Raw genomic sequence first — 16,129 nt, 5'->3', positions numbered from 1 at the left:
TCCATTACCTTTGATTTAGTTTGGGTTATTCAATAAGCAGTCTCGCAAGGATTGAATGATTGGGGTTGACCTGAACGACTCGCCGGAAGTGTTCCACCACTTCCGGTTTTTGTTTTCAGTGCCCCTGTTTGTTTTAGGTTATCATATTATCAGGGTTTTATGGTTATTTTTTTATTGTCGACGATGCAATGCACGGAGCCGGTGGCTTCGAGCACCTCCAGGAATTTCGCAAGATTCTGCTGCCGGGAAACGACACCGACGAAGACGGCATTTTCCAGGTCGCCCTGGTATTCCACATCGACATCGTACCAGCGGGAGACCTGGCGCATCACTTCCCGGATGCTGGCGCCCGTTAGCTTGACCAAACCATTCTTCCAGGCCAGCGCCTGCTCGATATCCGCGTCCGCGACCACCCGGATCCGCCCTTCGCTGACACGCGCCTGGTCCCCGGGACGCAGGAGCTGAGAGGCCCCATCCAATGTCACCCGCACCCTGCCCTCCACCAGGGTCGTACGGCTTGCCGGCTCGTCGGGATAAGTATTGATATTGAAACGGGTGCCCAGCACGGCGATATCCAGGCCCGCCGCCTTGACATGGAAGGGCTGGGAAGGCTTTGGGGCAATCTCGAAATAGGCCTCCCCGGTGATGCTTACCGTGCGGCTGTCGCCACCGAAGACAGTGGGAAAGGTGATCGACGATGCCGCATTCAGCCAGACCCGTGTGCCATCCGGCAGGGTCAGCTGGTATTGATTACCCCGCTGTGTGGTCAGGGTATTATAGATGGTTTCAGCCGGAGCCGCGCTGCCGGGATTATAGGCCAGGCGGCCATGGGCGTTTGCAACAATGGCGGCGCCCTCGCTAAGCACCGTGTCCTCTGCGGCGCTGTCCAGCAACACCCGGCGCCCGCCGGAAAGGGACAGGATGGCGGCGTTGCGGCCGGGCGCTATATCGGGCCGGGGTTTTTCCTGTGCCGTTTGGGTGGGGATGTCTTTGTGATGTCGTGCGGCCAGCCACCAGCCGGCGCCGGCGAGCAGCAGGACCAGGGCTGCGACAGAAGCGATGCGGGCGAGAATGCCGGGCTGGCGGGATCCAGTGGGGAGATGCTGAGGCGTCTTGCTTTCTTCCGGTTCATCCGGGTACTGCAACGACTGCTCATATTCATCCAGGCCGGCTTCGATGCGCCGCACGAGGCCGGCATCCACCGCCATCCCCGACCCGGACAGTCCCATGCTCATAGCAGCTTCCATCACCCGGTCCACCTCGTCCTGTGAGGCGCTGTTCAGCCAGGAAACGAAGTCCCGGTGCTCGCTTTCGGTGTAGTCACCGGCTGCGAATTGGTTTATAAATGTTATGGCCGAAGAATATTCCATGCAGTATGAATTGAATAAGACAAACGAAGGATCGGTTCGCACCCCTGTCCCCGGAACTTTTTTTCCGAAGTTTTTCTAAGCCTGGAGCAGGGTCATGAGCAGGATAAGATAGAAGGAGAGCTCGCCGTGTTCTGCGAGGTAGTCACGGACGTTGCCGTAGGCGTCATAAAGTTGCTTCTTGACGACGTTCTTGCTGATGCCCATGCGGGCGGCGATCTCGTCGAGGGAAAGGTTTTCTTCGGTGCTGAGGAGGAAGACCTGTTTGCGCCTGGGAGGCAGGGCGCGGATGGCTTCCCGGAGCAGGGCCTGGGCCTGGCGGAAGTCGACCTGGTGCGCGGTGTCCTGGTTATTGGGGGCCGTGTCCGCGCGCTGGCCGAGCCGGCCGGTGACACGGATGCGGATCTTTTCCCTGTTTATATAGTTGATGAGCTGGTTTTTTGCCGCGCGGAAGAGGTAGGCCTTGAAGGAGTCTAACTCTCCCAGGGTGGCACGCTTTTCCCAGATCTTGAGAAAGACGTCCTGGGTGATCTCTTCGGCGGTCTCTTTTTCGCCGGTGAACAGGAAGATGTATTGAAAGAGGGAGTCGAGGTACCGGGAATAGAGGGCCGTATAGGCAGGCCGGTCACCTGTGGTCAGGGCACGGAGCAGTTGCTTTTCCTCGTATGGGGGAAGTGCGGACAAAAACAGAGCCTTTGGAACGAAGATAGGCAAATGTCCGGATGCTCCCCACCTGCACTCTACTTTTCGAACAGCGAGGGCCCGTGGGAAGAGGGCCCGTGGGCAGAAGCAAAACGCTGGATATTATAGGTCATGCTCAGCAGCAGCTGGCGGCCGGGCACATTGGCCTGCCGGGTCTCGACCGAATAGGTTGTCGTGAATTGGGCATAGCTGCTGTTTGAGTTGAGCAGGTCGAAGACGGAGAAACGGACCTCCCCGGCCTGGTTGTGGAATAGCTTCCTGGCCACCGCGGCATTCCAGTAGAGAACGGTCGGAGAAGGCGCCGTGCCCCGGGCCGCCGTGGCGCGCAGGTTGCAGCTGCTGCTCAATGACAGGTTCAGCGGCAGCTCATACGAAAGGGACAGGTTGTAGCTCTGTTGCCAGATCCGGGTGGCCGACGATCCGCCCGCTGTATTATATCCCGCGCCGCTGTAGTCCAGGTCGGCAGAGCCTTCTGCATAACATTTCGGCGTCGGGTGATAATTGAGCTTGAGCAGTCCGCCCAGTCCGCCCGAGTTTGTGGCAGTCTGCTGCTGCCCTGCAAAGCCGATGTCATGCATATATTGTCCATGGAGGTCGAGGCTGCCATTGCCCGGATGGCTTTTTCCCGGCAGCGCAAATCCATAGGTCAGCGACAGCAGGAGGTTGTATGCGCCGTTGACATTCACAAATTGTTGCTGCTGCACGCCGCCCGGCAGCAGGTGAATAGCACCGGTGATCTTCTCCTGCGTAAAATTTCCCGAGAGCATGGCCTGGATGTTCCGGAATGTGCGGGTATTGAAACTGTTGAAGATAGCGTTGACGTTATGGTTGAACTGCGGATGCAGGTCCGGGTTGCCGATGCGGACGAACAGGGGATTGCTGATATCGGGCACGGGTTGCAGCTGGTCTATCGTCGGCTGCATGGCAGCACCCGCATAGTAAAGGATCAGCGTCTTCCCTGTAGCAAGGTTGCAGCTCAGGTTAGCCCGGGGATACCAGTTGACATATCGCTGGTGGATACGGCTGTCCCGGGTAAAGTTGCTATTCAGCATGTCGGCCGGCTCCGCGTCCGTCCCCAGGACGTAATTGAACTTGCCAGCCGTAAAATTGTAGCCCGCCGATACCCGGTGGGTGACAAGCCGGCTGCTGAACCGGTTGGTCGTCAGCGTATCCGGGCGGTCATACCGCCCCGTTACAGAGTCATAATCGAAGCTTTGCCTGTCGGACCGGCTGCTGTTGACGTTGGCGCTGTACCCGATGCTGAAGACGCCATGCCTGCCCAGCGGTTCCGAAAAAGACAGGCTGGCGCTATAGTTCCCGGCGCCATTCTGTTGCAAAGACCGCTGGTGCACCCAGGTGGGCGGCCCGGCATTACCCGCACTGTCGAAGGCGCCGATCCGGGAATAAAGGCCGGAACCAAGCTGCCGCGACTGTGTGCTCTGCATAAGGCTTATGGAGAGGTCCCGCCCTTTTTTGTGAAAGTGGTGATTGAATTCAAGGATATTGTTGAATGAATACCCGCTGCCGTCCGAGCTGTTGCTGGTGATGCCGCTATTGCTGAGATAGCCCGCCCCGACCGGTGAATGCCCCCTGACCGTCCTGGTGGCCACGGTATCGAAATTGCCGGACGACTGGTTATCGGCCCTCCAGCCGGACCGGCAGATGAGGATAGTAGAGCTGTCGACCTGGTATTTGACTTCGGCGCTGAGGTCCCGGTTCGAACTAAGGGAGGAACTGCGGCTCTGGCGGTCCTCCACCAGCGAGGAATCGGGGAAGAAGGTCTGGCGATGGGAAGTTTGCGTCATTTTCATGTCCTGCCCTCCCTGCGTTCCGTTGAAGGTCGTCATCAGCTTTTTGCTTATTTGACCCTGGAAGAGCAGGTTGCCGCTGGTGAAACGCTGCCGGCCCGTGCCGGGCTGTACGGGTCCTGTTTCCCCGCCGGAGAACTGGTTGTTGATGTTGTTGGAATTGAATACCCCCATCGCCATCCCCTTCGGGGACATCAGCGTGAGCGTGCCGCCGGCGGAATAGCCGTCGTCATTGCCGGCGCCGGCATAGGCTTTTCCAAAATACCCGGTCTTGCGGTCTGCCCTGACCTTGATGTTCATGGTCCTGGTGGTCGCGACGTCTTTGATGCCCATCAGCCGCGACTGATCGCTTTGCGTATCGAAGGTCTCGATCCCCGATACGATCTCCGCGGGAAGATTCCTCGTCGCCACTTTCAGGTCGCCCAAAAAGAATTCCTTTCCGTCTATCAATACCTTGTCGATCTTCTTTCCCTGCATAGTGACATTGCCGTCATGGTCCACCACTACGCCCGGCAGCTTCCTCAGCAGGTCCTCCACGGTTGCATAAGGCCTGGTGGCAAAGGCTCCCGCGTTGAACAAAATGGTATCGCCATGAACCGTGGCAGGGGCTATCGCCGCCTTTACCACCACCTCCTCAAGCGACTGGGAAACATGCTGCAGCCGGATACGGACCCATACGCCAGCCAATGTGTCTTCCCGGTTGCCGACAACGGGAGCAACGGTCAGCGACAAGGTGTCGGGCACATAGCCGGCATAGGTGGTGATAAGCCGGTAATTCCCCGGTACGAGCCCGCGGAACCGGAAGCCCGCCCTCCCGCTGGTACGACGGCCCGCCAGTCTTCCATCGGGTAGCCGCACCAGTGATACAGTAGCCTCTTCCAGCACAGCATGGGACAGGCTGTCGGTAACCATTCCATGGACAAGGCCCTGTCCCGATTGCCCATAACTGCTGAGCCGGCCCGACAGGAGGATGCATACGGCCAGGATGCTGCTAATACTTTTTTTCATGCGGTTCAATGGATGCTGAAGATGAGCAGAAGCCAGCCCCGGGCCTGTACCCCCGCCAACCATAATAAACCAGGTAAGCGTAGCAGAACACGGGGACGATAAAGGAATGATGAAGGCCTATACGATCTGCTATACCGCCTTGCAACAAGGGAATGAACGCAGCACCCAAAATGGCCATGATCAATAAGGAAGACCCCTGGCCGGTATCTTTACCCAATCCGCTTATGGCCAGCGTAAAGATGTTGGACCACATGATGGAATTGAACAGCCCGATACCAATCAATGCCCATACGGATACCAGCCCCCCCGTAAGCAAGGCGGCAGCTAATAAGCCGATCGACAGTAAGGCAAAGACGGCCAGGGTCCGATCGGGAGAAGCCTTCCCGATGTAAAAAGCGCCGGCGTTTAGAAAAATAATCGCCAGGAAGGGAGTGGCGGTACTGAAGCGGAACGTAAACCCGCTCTCGATCCAGACCATAGAAAAGATCATTCCAAAGGTCAATAAAGCGGCGCCAAGGATGTAGGCCCATTTCCGGCTGCTTGCCGCTGCGCTATCGAACACGGCAGAACCCATAAACCGCCCGATCATAAGGCCGCCCCAGTAAAATGCCAGGTAAGACTTCGCCGCCAGCTCGGAAAAACCCACCGACTCATGCAGGTAACTGATGAGAAAACTGCCGATGCCCACCTCTGCACCCACATAAGTAAAGATGGCCAGCATGCCGAGGCGTAAATGGCGATAGTTTAAAGCGCCCGCTTTTCTTCCCGCGGGCGCGGCATGCTCAAACTCGGGCAGCGGCGAGACCCGTACGATAATGGAGAGGATAACAAAGATACCCGCAAATAATAAATAAGGGATCTTGATGCTTTCTGCGGGCATACCCTTTGCGGCAAAATTATGGAAGACAAAATAGCCGCCCGCGACCGGCGCGAGGGTTGTTCCCAGCGAGTTGAAGGCCTGGCTGAGATTCAAACGGCTGGATGCCGTCCCGGGTTCCCCCAGTATGGCCACAAAAGGATTTGCCGAGACCTGTAAGACCGTAAAGCCGAGACCCAGCACAAATAAGGCGAAAAGGAAGAGTCCATACAGCCGGCCGGAGGCGGCCGGATAAAACAATAAGCACCCGACGGCCGACAACAGCAAACCTGCAATGATACTCTTCTTATATCCTATTCGGGCGATGGGATCTCCTTTGCCGACCGATACAATATAGTAGATCAAAGAGCCAATGAAATAGGCGCCGAAAAAAGAAAACTGAACGAGCATGGCCTGAAAATAGGTCAGGGCAAAAAGCTTTCTGAGAAAGGGCACCAGGATATCATTCATGCAGGTAATAAAACCCCACATAAAGAACAGGATCGTAATGACGATAAACGCCGGGCGGTAGTTATTGGTTCTCATCATACAACGCTAAAGAAAGCTCGATGTACTGTACCAGGGAATGAATGATCTTGATATGGATCTCCTGTATCCTGTCGGAGTATTGGCTTTTGGGCGAGCATAAAACGATATCGGCTGTCGCGGCCAGGGCGCCACCAGTTGCCCCGGTCAAGGCAACTACCGCCATGCCTTTCGTTCTGGCTGCCCTGGCTGCATGGATGATATTGGGCGAATCGCCGCTTGTGCTGATCGCCAGCAGTGCGTCACCGGCGCTACCCAGGGCGGTAATGCTCCTGGAAAACACATGCTCGTATCCAAAATCGTTGGCGACACAGGTGATATGAGCAACATCGCTTAGTGCAAACGCCGGCAAAGCAATACGGTTCCTCCGAAAACGGCCCGTCAGCTCCTCCGCAAAGTGCATGGCATCGCACATAGAGCCGCCATTGCCGCAGGAGAAGATCTTATTCCCGTTTCGAAGGGCGGTCACCAAAAGCTCGCCGGCAAGTTCCATATCGTCCCAATTCCTTTCGGTATTGATGAACTCCTCCAATACTTTTTTGGCCTCCTGAAAATTACCTTTTATCGTATCCAGGTGCGACATGACATTCATACTTTTTTATTGGGTTTATCGCTCATGTAGAAAATGATCTTTCCCCCGGCCATGATTTCGTCATGGGTGATATACCGGCGGTCCAGCGGCCGGCCGTTCAGCAACGCTTTTCGCACATAGACATTTTTATCGCTTTGGTCGATGGCTTCCACGACAAATGTCTTCCCGTTCTCCAGGTTTAGCGTTGCGTTTTTGACCGAGGGGCTTCCCAGCGCATATTGATCCGAGCCGGGGGCAACGGGATAGAACCCCAAAGCGCTGAAAATATACCAGGCGCTCATTTGCCCGCAATCGTCATTGCCGCTCAATCCATCCGGCGTGGGCAGGTACATTTTCTTCAGGATCATGCGCACCCTTTGCTGTGTTTTCCAGGGCTGATCCGTCCAGTCGTACAAATAGGCAATATGATGCGAGGGTTCGTTCCCATGCACATAGTTGCCGATAAGCCCGTCACGGGTAATGTCCTCCGTTTCCGCAAAATATTTATCCGGCAGGTCCATGGTGAACAACGAATCCAGGTGCGGCACGAAGCGTTTGTTTCCGCCCATCATTCTTATCATCTCCGCCGGGTCCTGGGGGACGTACAGGCTCTCGTTCCAGGCATTCCCTTCCACGAAGCCCTGCCCGTTTGTTTCCATGACATCGAAGTCCTTTCTAAAGGTTCCGTCACTGCGTTTGGGGCGCATATAGCCGGTAGACGGGTCATAGACATTCTTGTAGTTCAGTGAGCGCTTGTAGAACTCTTCGTAAATATCCATCCGGTTGAGCTTCTTTGCCAGTTGTGCGACGCACCAGTCGTCATAGGCGTACTCCAGCGTTTCGGATACGGATACGCCGCTTTTATCATCCGGCACATACCCCAGTTGCAGATAATAGCCCAGCCCTTCGTAGCTCCTGTGGCGGGCCGTGGCCACGCAGGCATCCAGTGCATGGTTCAGGTGAAAATTGGCATTGCCCTTTATCACCGCATCCGCAATAACCGAAACGCTGTGATAGCCGATCATCGACCAGTTCTCGTTGGCATAGTTCGGCCAGATCGGCAGCATCTTGTGCACACTCTGGTCATAATGGGCCAGCATGGTCCGGATCATATCCGAGGTCCTGTGCGGCTGCAGGATGTTGAACAAGGGATGCAGCGCTCGATAGGTATCCCAAAACGAGAAGGTGGTGTAATGGACGAACCCATCCGCTTTGTGGTTGTTCTGATCGATCCCCCTGTACTGTCCATCGACGTCCATATAGATGGTAGGGCTGATAAAGGCATGATACAGGGAGGTATAAAAGGCCGTTCTTTCCCCTTCGCTGGTTGTTTGGACCAGGACCCTGCTCAATTCCTTATTCCAGTCCGCCTGGCCGTCGGTTTTCACTTTCTCAAAATCCCATCCCGGTATTTCGGTGCGGAGGTTTTCCAGCGCATTGTCCGTGCTCACGGGAGAAAGCGCAAATTTGATCCGGATCTTTTCGCCCTCCTGCGTTCTATAGTTGAAATAAAGCCGTATCCGGCTGCCGGCTATTTCCGGGAAATTTTTGCGCTGATCCCATTTCCCCCAAAAGCCGTGATAAAGCTGCTTTTTTGAAGCATTCTCATTCCCGTATTCGTAGAAGGGCTTGGACAATACCATGGCAAAATAGACGAAGCGGGTCCGGGCCATTCCGTTGGTTTGCCGGAAACCGGTGATGAGCGTATCGTTCTCCACTCGTACATAGGTCCACACATTTTTCTCCGGATAATTATAGATGCCGGCTATCAGATCAAGGATAATGTGCGCCGAATCCGATTTAGGGAAGGTGTACTGATGAAAGCCGACACGGGTGCTGGTCGTCAGCTCTGCCAAAATGTTATAGTCGTCCAGTCTTACCTTATAATAGTCGGGTTGTGCCACTTCGGTTTGATGGCTGTAGGTCGAGCGGTATCCACTACGGGGCTGGCTGGCCGTTCCCGGGTTGAGCCGCAGTTGGCCAACGGTGGGCATGATCAGAAAATCCCCCAGGTCGGAGTGACCGGTACCGCTAAAGTGGGTATGGCTAAAGCCAACGATGGTCTTATCGTCGTACTGGTAGCCGGCGCAATATTGGTAAATCGATTTATTGTATCTGCCATTCACTTCGTACGACAGGGTATCGGTATCGGGGCTTAGCTGTACCGCCCCGAATGGCACGGTGGCTCCCGGGTAGGTATGGCCCATCCTTTGGGTGCCGATCATCGGATTGACGTATTTGTTGAGATCCTCCGCCGGTTTGTCCTGGGCAAAAGAGGACAACGCGCTAAGCATTAAAACAGGAAAAAGTATTTTGTTCATTTTTTAACCTTAGTTGTTAAAGATCTCTTCCAGTTTTTGTTCCAACGCTTCCCCTTTGAGATCTTTTGCTACGATCGTTCCCTGCGGGTCGATAAGGAAGTTTTGGGGAATGGTCGCGACTCCGTACGATTTTGCAACGGCATTGTTCCAGAATCCCAGGTCGGAGACCTGCGTCCAGGCGAGGCGGTCGTCATGGATCGCTTTCAGCCAGTTGGTCTTATCTTCCGGCCGGTCCAGCGACACGCCCAGGACCTCGAATCCCTTTGCATGGAATTTCTCATAAGCCTTCGCCACGTTGGGATTCTCCGCCCGGCAGGGACCGCACCAGCTGGCCCAGAAATCCAGCAGCACCCACTTGCCCCGGAAGGCCGAAAGGCTGACAGGCCGGCCCAGCGTATCGTTTTGCGTGAAATCTATGGCCTGCTTGCCGATGGCGGTGTTCTCCGCCGTCTCCAGCCTTTGCTCAAAGGTCTTCCCTTCTTTGGAGTTCCTGACGGCGCTGCTCAGACCGTCGAACAAAGGGCGGATGCTTTCGGGATCGATGTTATCGCCGGCAAAAGTCCGCAGCGCATAGAGCGCCACGGGCGATGAAGGGTGCTGTTTTGCAAACCTTTTGTAGGTGAGCTGTTTTTCTATTTCCAGGTTGATGCATTGATCGATGTATTGTTTTCTGAAGGATTGGATGGCGGCCGTATCACCGGATGCCTGGAGAGCCTGAAACCGGCCGATTATGGGAATTTCCTTTTCGTTATAGGGTTTCAGGTCGGCGACCAGCAGCTGGTAATCCGCATTGGCTTCCGGCCCCTTTACGGTAATATTTGAAAAGCTATCGATATGCGTGATCCGGAACGTGTCGGCGGACAAATAGATATAGGCGACGTCTTTGAAGGGTGGCGTGGATGGAGAGGGCCGGACATCCATCAAAGCAACTGCCTGGTTTTCCTCCATTTCGCCCCGGAGTTGGTAGGCGCCGTGTTTTACGCCGGCGCTGTCCACGATGGCTGCGCCACCCTTTTGATAGATCATGTATACCTTTCCGGCCGGGGCTTCCATATTCTTCAGCCGGCCGTCGATGACGAATGTTTTCGAACCCTGGGCTAACAAAGTTGCCGGCGCGGCCAGCAACATCCATAAAAGAGATCTATTCATACTTTTCTTAGTTTAGATTTAGATTCAGATAAAATGGCCGTTATCAATTCATCGCCGGTTTTGCAGCATACTCCCGCCAAAGCTCATCGACATATTTGCCGGCAACTTGCTTCCAGGTTTCATCGTTATAGCTATTGTCCCGCATGGCGGCGTCCAATTTTTTAACGATACCCTTGTACCCATGGACTTCCAGCCAGGCCAGGAACCGGGCGGTTACCCGGTAGGAATCATAATAATGCTGGCTGGAGTTGTAATCAGGCAGTGCCCAGTTGGCCAGGTTGTTATCGACCCCAAAGACATAACGAACATAATCGGCAATACCTTCACTGAGCCATTGATTGGCGCCGCCATTGGGATAAGCTTGTACTAAATGCATCAGCTCGTGGACGACCAGGTCGATATCTTCCGGGTGCTGGCGCAGCCAGGATGGATTCAGGTGTGTGGTGTGGCCGGCGGAGGCGGCCACACCATTCAAGGTGGTATCGATAAAGAGCATGACCTTTTTTGGCGCGTTCGGGTTGAATGTGCTGACTTCCTTTGGATAGACGATAAAAAAAAGGTCCTCGATGCGTTTGATCGTTGCGGTATTAAAGGCAGGGTCGTTACTGGCCATGATCAGCGTAAAGCCGTCATGGCTGATCGAGTCTTTGGAAACCAGTTGTTGGGGTAAGGTTTCCCATTGCGTCATGCTGTAATTCTGCGCATGTAAAAGGCCGGGAAGGCTGAATAACAATAAGGTTGCCAGGAGAATGTTAGATTTCATTCTTAATGCGTTTGATGGTAAAGTTTTAAGGCGAGCTTTATTTTCATTTTCCTATCAACTCCAGAATCCCTTCGTTGCGGATGATCAGCATGCCCTGGCGGTCCTCCGTGATACCTTCCCGCAACCGGTAGGTATAGCGGGGGTGGACCCCTTCCATGATGGTGGGCATATAGACGAAATGAATATTGCTCCGGTCTTTGAGCGCCTCGCCGACTTCGATGATATGTGTCGAGACGATAAACAGGCATTCGCGGTACTCCGAGAAGGCTTCGGTGATGGCCAGCGTGCCATCATAGGCGTCCTTCACGTTGGTGCCCTTGAAGAGTTCGTCGAACATCAGGAGCAGTCGTTTGCCGCTGGCGGCGGCTTCGGCTGCCTGCTTTACCCGCACGACCTCGGCGTAAAAATGGCTGTAGCCCAGGCCGATATTATCCGCCACGTTGATAGAGGAATAGAGACCTTCCCGGACCGAGAATTCCATGTGTGTCGCCGCAATGGGAAAGCCCATATGCGCCAGGTAAACGCCGATCCCGAGGGATTTCATCAAGGTGGATTTGCCTGCCATATTCGCGCCCGTGAGGAAGAGCACATTGCGATCCTTCCGCAGGGAGATGGAGTTTCCTACGGCGCCGTGAAGACAAGGGTGACGGAGGCCTTCCGCGAAGAGGACATTTTTCGGCGCCGGCAGTGCCCGGGCATAGGTGAACCCCCCGGCCCGCGCCACCCCGCTGACGGCGATATTCACGTCCAGCTCATCGATAAAGGACAGGATCTCCTGCATCACGGGGAGGAGCCGGCGCTTCAACAAATGGTCATAATAGGCGATGGTATTTACCGATAAGGACTGGTAGATGTCCACCTTCCCCAGTTTTTCCAGGCGTGTATCGGCCAGGAGGTGCACCATGTCGCGTATCCGGGCTTCATAGGGCCCTTTTGCGGACCCGGCCAGGGCCAGGAAATCGTAGCAACCCTTCAGCACGCCGATGGTGGCCTGCAATCCCTGCACGTCCTTCTTGTAGCGTTCATCCCGGATCAGACCCGAGAGCCCTTTTTTAACCAGCATCCCGAGGAGGGCCATGAATGCCGTTTTCCGCGTACCCGCGTCCAGGTATTCCCGCATCAGGGCGACCTCCTGCGGATCGAAGGGGAAGCTCAAGGCCGCCTGCTGGAAGAAATGGAAGACGGCGCTGCGTTGGTTGATCGCCGCGGCCTCTTGCAGCGGATGGAGGAACAGTTGGTTCAGCAACTTTTCACCTCCCCTCGTCTTTACCCGGTTGAAAAGGCCATATACGGAACCTTCCCGGAACTTGCCCAGCAGGTTCAATTCTTCCAGCGTCTGTCTGTCGATACTAAAGCTCATGGTTATTACCTGTTAATTTACCGGATGCAATCGGCCATCCCTGCGGCCGTTTTTCAAGGTTTCGAGTATCCCTTCGTTGCGGATGATGATCATCCCGTGGCGGTCGTCCGTAATGCCTTGTTCCAGCGTGTACGTATATTCCGGCACATGGCCGTTCATCCGCGTAGGCAGATAGTTGAAGAAGATATTTTCCTGTTGCCGAAGGTCCTCCCCCGCCTCGACGATATGGGAGGAGACGATGAACAGGCTTGTCCGTTTTCCGGCGAAGGCCCGGATGATGGCAACCGTGGCTTCGTGGGCATCCTTGACATTGGTGCCCCGGAACAATTCGTCGAACAGCACGAACAAGGACTTACCCCGGCTGAGTTCCGTGGCCACTTTTTTTACCCGCAGCACCTCTGCGTAAAAATGGCTTGCGCCGATGCCCAGGTTATCCGGCAGGTTGATGGTCGTGTACATGCCGTCCATGACGGAAAACTCCATGGCCCGGGCCGCGACCGGGAAACCCATATGGGCCAGGAATAGCGCCGTGCTCACCGCACGAAGAAAGGTAGACTTCCCGGCCATATTCGCCCCCGTCAGGAAGAGCAGGTTCCGGCCGGCGGACATCGAGATCGAATTGCCGACGGGTTTCTTTAGTTCCGGGTGGTACACTCCTTCGAGCCTGAGTTGGCAAATCCCTTTGTCGAGCGCCCGGGGGAAGACAAATTTCCGGTCGATAGCCACTTTGGCCACGGACAAGTATGTATCCAGGCGATAGATGTTTCTTAAGAGCTGCTCCAGGGTGTGTCGTTCCCTGGACCTGAAGAGCACGTCATAGGCGGTGATGGCGGTATACGACAGTTTTCCTTTTGGCTTTTCCTTCAAGGCTGGTTCCAGTGCCGGCGTCGCCAGGAGCGACGCCAGCTGTTCCCGGTCCCCGGCATACGCTTCCACCCGGGTGAGTTCCTTCCGATGGACGAACTCCCTTGCCGCCCGGAGGATGGCCATGACCTCTGTAATCCCGCTTTGGATCTCTTTTTCGCTCAAGGCTACCTGGGGGGCTGCCTGCTTCGCGCGCTCATCGTGATGGGCCAGGTATTTTTCAGCGATGTCGAGCGTGGCCGACTCGAAAGGGAACGCTATGTTCAGGCGGGCAAAATCGGCAATGATGCTGCTCCGCCGGTTGATCTCTTCTTTGTCGGCGAGCGGATGGCGGAACATCTCGCGCAGAACGCCCTCCCCTCCCCGGGTATGCGTATGATTGTACAGGTCGTAGATCCCGCTGGTCTCCCCCTTGCCGAAAATCCCGAGATCGCTCAATGTTTGTTCGTCGGTTTCCAATAACATTTATTTCCTTTTGCGCCGGATTAACAATATGGTTCCCATCAGCAATACAAGCGCCGGCAGCACCCATACAAACACGGTCTTCATTTGAGAAGCGGCCCCTGGACCGATCTTTAGTTTCGCATCCTTCGGCGCCGGGCCTGGAGTGTAGACCGGGAAATTCCCATTGTCGAGCCAACTGAAGATGCCCCTGGTTACCTGGACTCCCCCGGACCTGGCCGTGCTCATAAAATCCGCATCGCCGCAAATGACGATCCGTTGCTGTTTGCCGTTGACCGGGCGGGTCAGGGAAATGGCAGTGGGGAAATTCCCCTTTATATCTCCCTCTGCAGGAGTGAAGACGATCTCCGCGGAGTCGGTGACCAGGTGGCCTGCCTTGATCCAGGTATTCCCGCCGGCCGTCATCATCAGTGGTCTGACCGCGAACGGACCTCCGGGCTGGGACGCAAGGGCGGCCACGCCCGGCATCAGCCATTTCAGCGTGTCATCGTAATTGTGCAGGGCATGAACCTTTTTAAAATCCAGGAAGAGCCCTTCTTCGGCCAAATCGAGGCAGGCATCGGTGAGATAGGGTCGGACCATATGCGGCATCTCATCCTTTGTCGGCTGCACCAGCGTACCGGCCATCAACTGAACCCCCCATTCCCGCAGCAGGGGATTGAGCATCGCCTGTTTGCCCGGCTCGCCCAATACCAGCAGGTTGCCCCCCTTATCGGCATATTCCTGTACCCGGTGTTGGGTAGTTGCGCTCAGGCTGGTCTTCGGATCGGCCAGCACCAGGATGTCGGCATCGGCGGGGATATCGCGGGCGTCCAATGAAAGCGAATCGACGTCGAAGCCCTGGTTGATCAAGGCCATGCGCGAAATCTTTTCAATAGAATGTAACCGGAATTCGCGTTCACCCCGCTTGAATATACTCCGCTCCAGGTCGCCGGTGACATAATACACTTTGGGCATCCGCGGTTGCAACAACCGTTTGAATGCCGCCGCCACCTCCTGCTCGCCCGGCCAGAACTCGCTGTCGTCAAAGGTCCGCAGAAAGCAGGTCTTCCCTTTATAGGTCAATTGCATCACCAGGCGAAGGTTTTCGGTGCGGAGGTCGACCGAGTGGCCCAGGTCCTGGGGCGCCCGGAACATGGCCGGATCAAGATCGTGGACGCCGGCAATTTGCTCCGCTATCTGCTTGAGGTTTTTGCCCGGGAACTGCCGGGATAAGTTGTTACCCTGGATCGTGCTGTCATAATCGTAATAATAGACGTAATTGAACCTGATGTCCGGTTTGAACCGGACATATTTCTCCCAAAGCGTCGACAGATATATATTCCGCGCCTCCGGGAGCCCCTGGTCCAACCCGTTACCCAGGAGATTGATATAGAGGGTCACTTCCAGCGGATCCTTACCCAGCTGTTTTACGATCTGCTGTGTCCGTTCGTGGATGGTATTGATCTTCCGCGCCGTCGTATCCCAATAGCCGGTATAGGCCGGCCGGGAAGAGAAATAGCCGATCATCAGGACTAATCCCAGTACCCCCGTATACCTGCCGGCGTGTACGAACCAGGGTTTGGACTCCCGGCTGGCCTTGAGTCTGAAATAGGTGAAGGCCAGGAACAGGAACACGATGAGCACAAAGTAGAGCACATCCTTTGTCGTGATCAGGCCCCGGAGCATGTTCACCGTCCGGCCCGGAATCGCAAGAAAATAGGTCAGGTCCCTCACGAAATCGATCCGTTGCCAAAGGCCACCGATGCGGCCGAGCACAAAAAGAAGGATGAAGCTGCCGATCGCCGCTACGATTGGGTAGGTACTGAGGCTGGACATGAACAGGCCGATCGCCGTGAAGGCACATACGAGGAGATAGAAACCCAGGGCTGCGGAGAACAACATCCCATAATCAACGGCCACGATGTTGAAGGCAGCCATGATCATGAACAGCCCGACGATGGACACCAGGAGCATGTTGTAAAACAGGATGGCCAGGTATTTGCCCCAGACGATCTCCCTTATTTTGACGGGCGAGGAATAGAGCAACCGGATGGTGCCGTTATTTATCTCGCGGCCGATGAGTCCCATGGTCAGCAGCGGAATATACAAGTACAGGTTCTGCAGGGCGCTGGTGAAGATGCCATCCGGGCTTAAAAAGATAAATTGGGTCAGCGAAACCGGGAATTCCCTGAATTTTGGGTTGTTCCTCACTGCCATATCCTGCCATTTGGAAAGTTCATAGACCGCGCCGGTATAGAACACGGCACACTGCACCAGGAAGGCGATGGTCAGGAACCAGGCCACCGGGGAATAAAAAAGATTGCGAAGCTCGGTTTTGGCAATTTTAAAGATCATCTTCATCTGTAAATA

At 55.3% G+C, this 16,129-nt stretch carries 11 protein-coding genes; all 11 read right to left on the bottom strand.

Annotated elements, in window-relative coordinates; translation table 11 throughout:
* Positions 1-149: 149 nt before the first annotated feature.
* Positions 150-1,370: a FecR family protein gene (locus VHE34_RS03935; protein ID WP_325584810.1), complete on the bottom strand. Its 1,221-nt coding sequence runs from the start codon at positions 1,368-1,370 to the stop codon at positions 150-152.
* Positions 1,371-1,445: 75 nt separating this feature from the next.
* Positions 1,446-2,051, bottom strand: a complete 606-nt coding sequence (locus tag VHE34_RS03930) for an RNA polymerase sigma-70 factor (protein ID WP_325584808.1) — start codon at positions 2,049-2,051, stop codon at positions 1,446-1,448.
* Positions 2,052-2,107: 56 nt separating this feature from the next.
* Positions 2,108-4,885 carry a TonB-dependent receptor gene (locus VHE34_RS03925; protein WP_325584806.1) on the bottom strand — a complete coding sequence of 926 codons (2,778 nt, stop codon included), beginning with the start codon at positions 4,883-4,885 and terminating at the stop codon, positions 2,108-2,110.
* The gene (locus VHE34_RS03920) at positions 4,869-6,290 is read right to left on the bottom strand and encodes a sugar MFS transporter (protein WP_325584804.1); all 1,422 of its coding nucleotides are present in this window, start codon (positions 6,288-6,290) and stop codon (positions 4,869-4,871) included. The genes VHE34_RS03925 and VHE34_RS03920 overlap by 17 nt, the downstream gene beginning before the upstream one ends.
* Positions 6,274-6,879: a D-sedoheptulose 7-phosphate isomerase gene (gene gmhA / locus VHE34_RS03915; protein WP_325584802.1), complete on the bottom strand. Its 606-nt coding sequence runs from the start codon at positions 6,877-6,879 to the stop codon at positions 6,274-6,276. Before gmhA ends, VHE34_RS03920 begins: the two co-directional genes overlap by 17 nt.
* On the bottom strand, positions 6,876-9,179 hold the full coding sequence (locus VHE34_RS03910) for a GH92 family glycosyl hydrolase (RefSeq protein ID WP_325584800.1): 2,304 nt from the start codon (positions 9,177-9,179) through the stop codon (positions 6,876-6,878). The genes gmhA and VHE34_RS03910 overlap by 4 nt, the downstream gene beginning before the upstream one ends.
* A 9-nt stretch (positions 9,180-9,188) precedes the next feature.
* On the bottom strand, positions 9,189-10,328 hold the full coding sequence (locus VHE34_RS03905) for a TlpA disulfide reductase family protein (protein WP_325584798.1): 1,140 nt from the start codon (positions 10,326-10,328) through the stop codon (positions 9,189-9,191).
* A gap of 43 nt (positions 10,329-10,371) precedes the next feature.
* Complete coding sequence (locus tag VHE34_RS03900; RefSeq protein ID WP_325584796.1) at positions 10,372-11,091, bottom strand: basic secretory protein-like protein; 720 nt, start codon at positions 11,089-11,091, stop codon at positions 10,372-10,374.
* Between the two features lie 43 nt (positions 11,092-11,134).
* Positions 11,135-12,451 (bottom strand): MutS-related protein, encoded by a 1,317-nt coding sequence (locus VHE34_RS03895; protein ID WP_325584794.1) that lies wholly within the window; start codon positions 12,449-12,451, stop codon positions 11,135-11,137.
* A 12-nt stretch (positions 12,452-12,463) separates the two neighbouring features.
* Positions 12,464-13,780, bottom strand: a complete 1,317-nt coding sequence (locus VHE34_RS03890) for a MutS-related protein (RefSeq protein WP_325584792.1) — start codon at positions 13,778-13,780, stop codon at positions 12,464-12,466.
* Positions 13,781-16,120, bottom strand: coding sequence for a Gldg family protein (locus VHE34_RS03885; protein ID WP_325584790.1), 2,340 nt, complete (start codon positions 16,118-16,120; stop codon positions 13,781-13,783). It lies immediately after the preceding gene.
* Positions 16,121-16,129 lie beyond the last annotated feature (9 nt).

This window comes from Puia sp. (assembly GCF_035546395.1).
Taxonomy (GTDB): Bacteria; Bacteroidota; Bacteroidia; order Chitinophagales; family Chitinophagaceae; genus Puia.
The sequence above is the reverse complement of the archived record's forward strand: the minus strand, read 5'-3'. Positions and strand labels throughout refer to the sequence as shown.

What these genes read in the sequence shown, in the direction of transcription:
- VHE34_RS03910 (WP_325584800.1), bottom strand. Translation starts at nt 9,179, where the DNA reads ATGAACAAAATACTTTTTCCTGTTTTAATGCTTAGCGCGTTGTCCTCT.
- VHE34_RS03925 (WP_325584806.1), bottom strand. Translation starts at nt 4,885, where the DNA reads ATGAAAAAAAGTATTAGCAGCATCCTGGCCGTATGCATCCTCCTGTCG.
- gmhA (WP_325584802.1), bottom strand. Translation starts at nt 6,879, where the DNA reads ATGAATGTCATGTCGCACCTGGATACGATAAAAGGTAATTTTCAGGAG.
- VHE34_RS03900 (WP_325584796.1), bottom strand. Translation starts at nt 11,091, where the DNA reads ATGAAATCTAACATTCTCCTGGCAACCTTATTGTTATTCAGCCTTCCC.
- VHE34_RS03920 (WP_325584804.1), bottom strand. Translation starts at nt 6,290, where the DNA reads ATGATGAGAACCAATAACTACCGCCCGGCGTTTATCGTCATTACGATC.
- VHE34_RS03890 (WP_325584792.1), bottom strand. Translation starts at nt 13,780, where the DNA reads ATGTTATTGGAAACCGACGAACAAACATTGAGCGATCTCGGGATTTTC.
- VHE34_RS03885 (WP_325584790.1), bottom strand. Translation starts at nt 16,120, where the DNA reads ATGAAGATGATCTTTAAAATTGCCAAAACCGAGCTTCGCAATCTTTTT.
- VHE34_RS03935 (WP_325584810.1), bottom strand. Translation starts at nt 1,370, where the DNA reads ATGGAATATTCTTCGGCCATAACATTTATAAACCAATTCGCAGCCGGT.
- VHE34_RS03905 (WP_325584798.1), bottom strand. Translation starts at nt 10,328, where the DNA reads ATGAATAGATCTCTTTTATGGATGTTGCTGGCCGCGCCGGCAACTTTG.
- VHE34_RS03895 (WP_325584794.1), bottom strand. Translation starts at nt 12,451, where the DNA reads ATGAGCTTTAGTATCGACAGACAGACGCTGGAAGAATTGAACCTGCTG.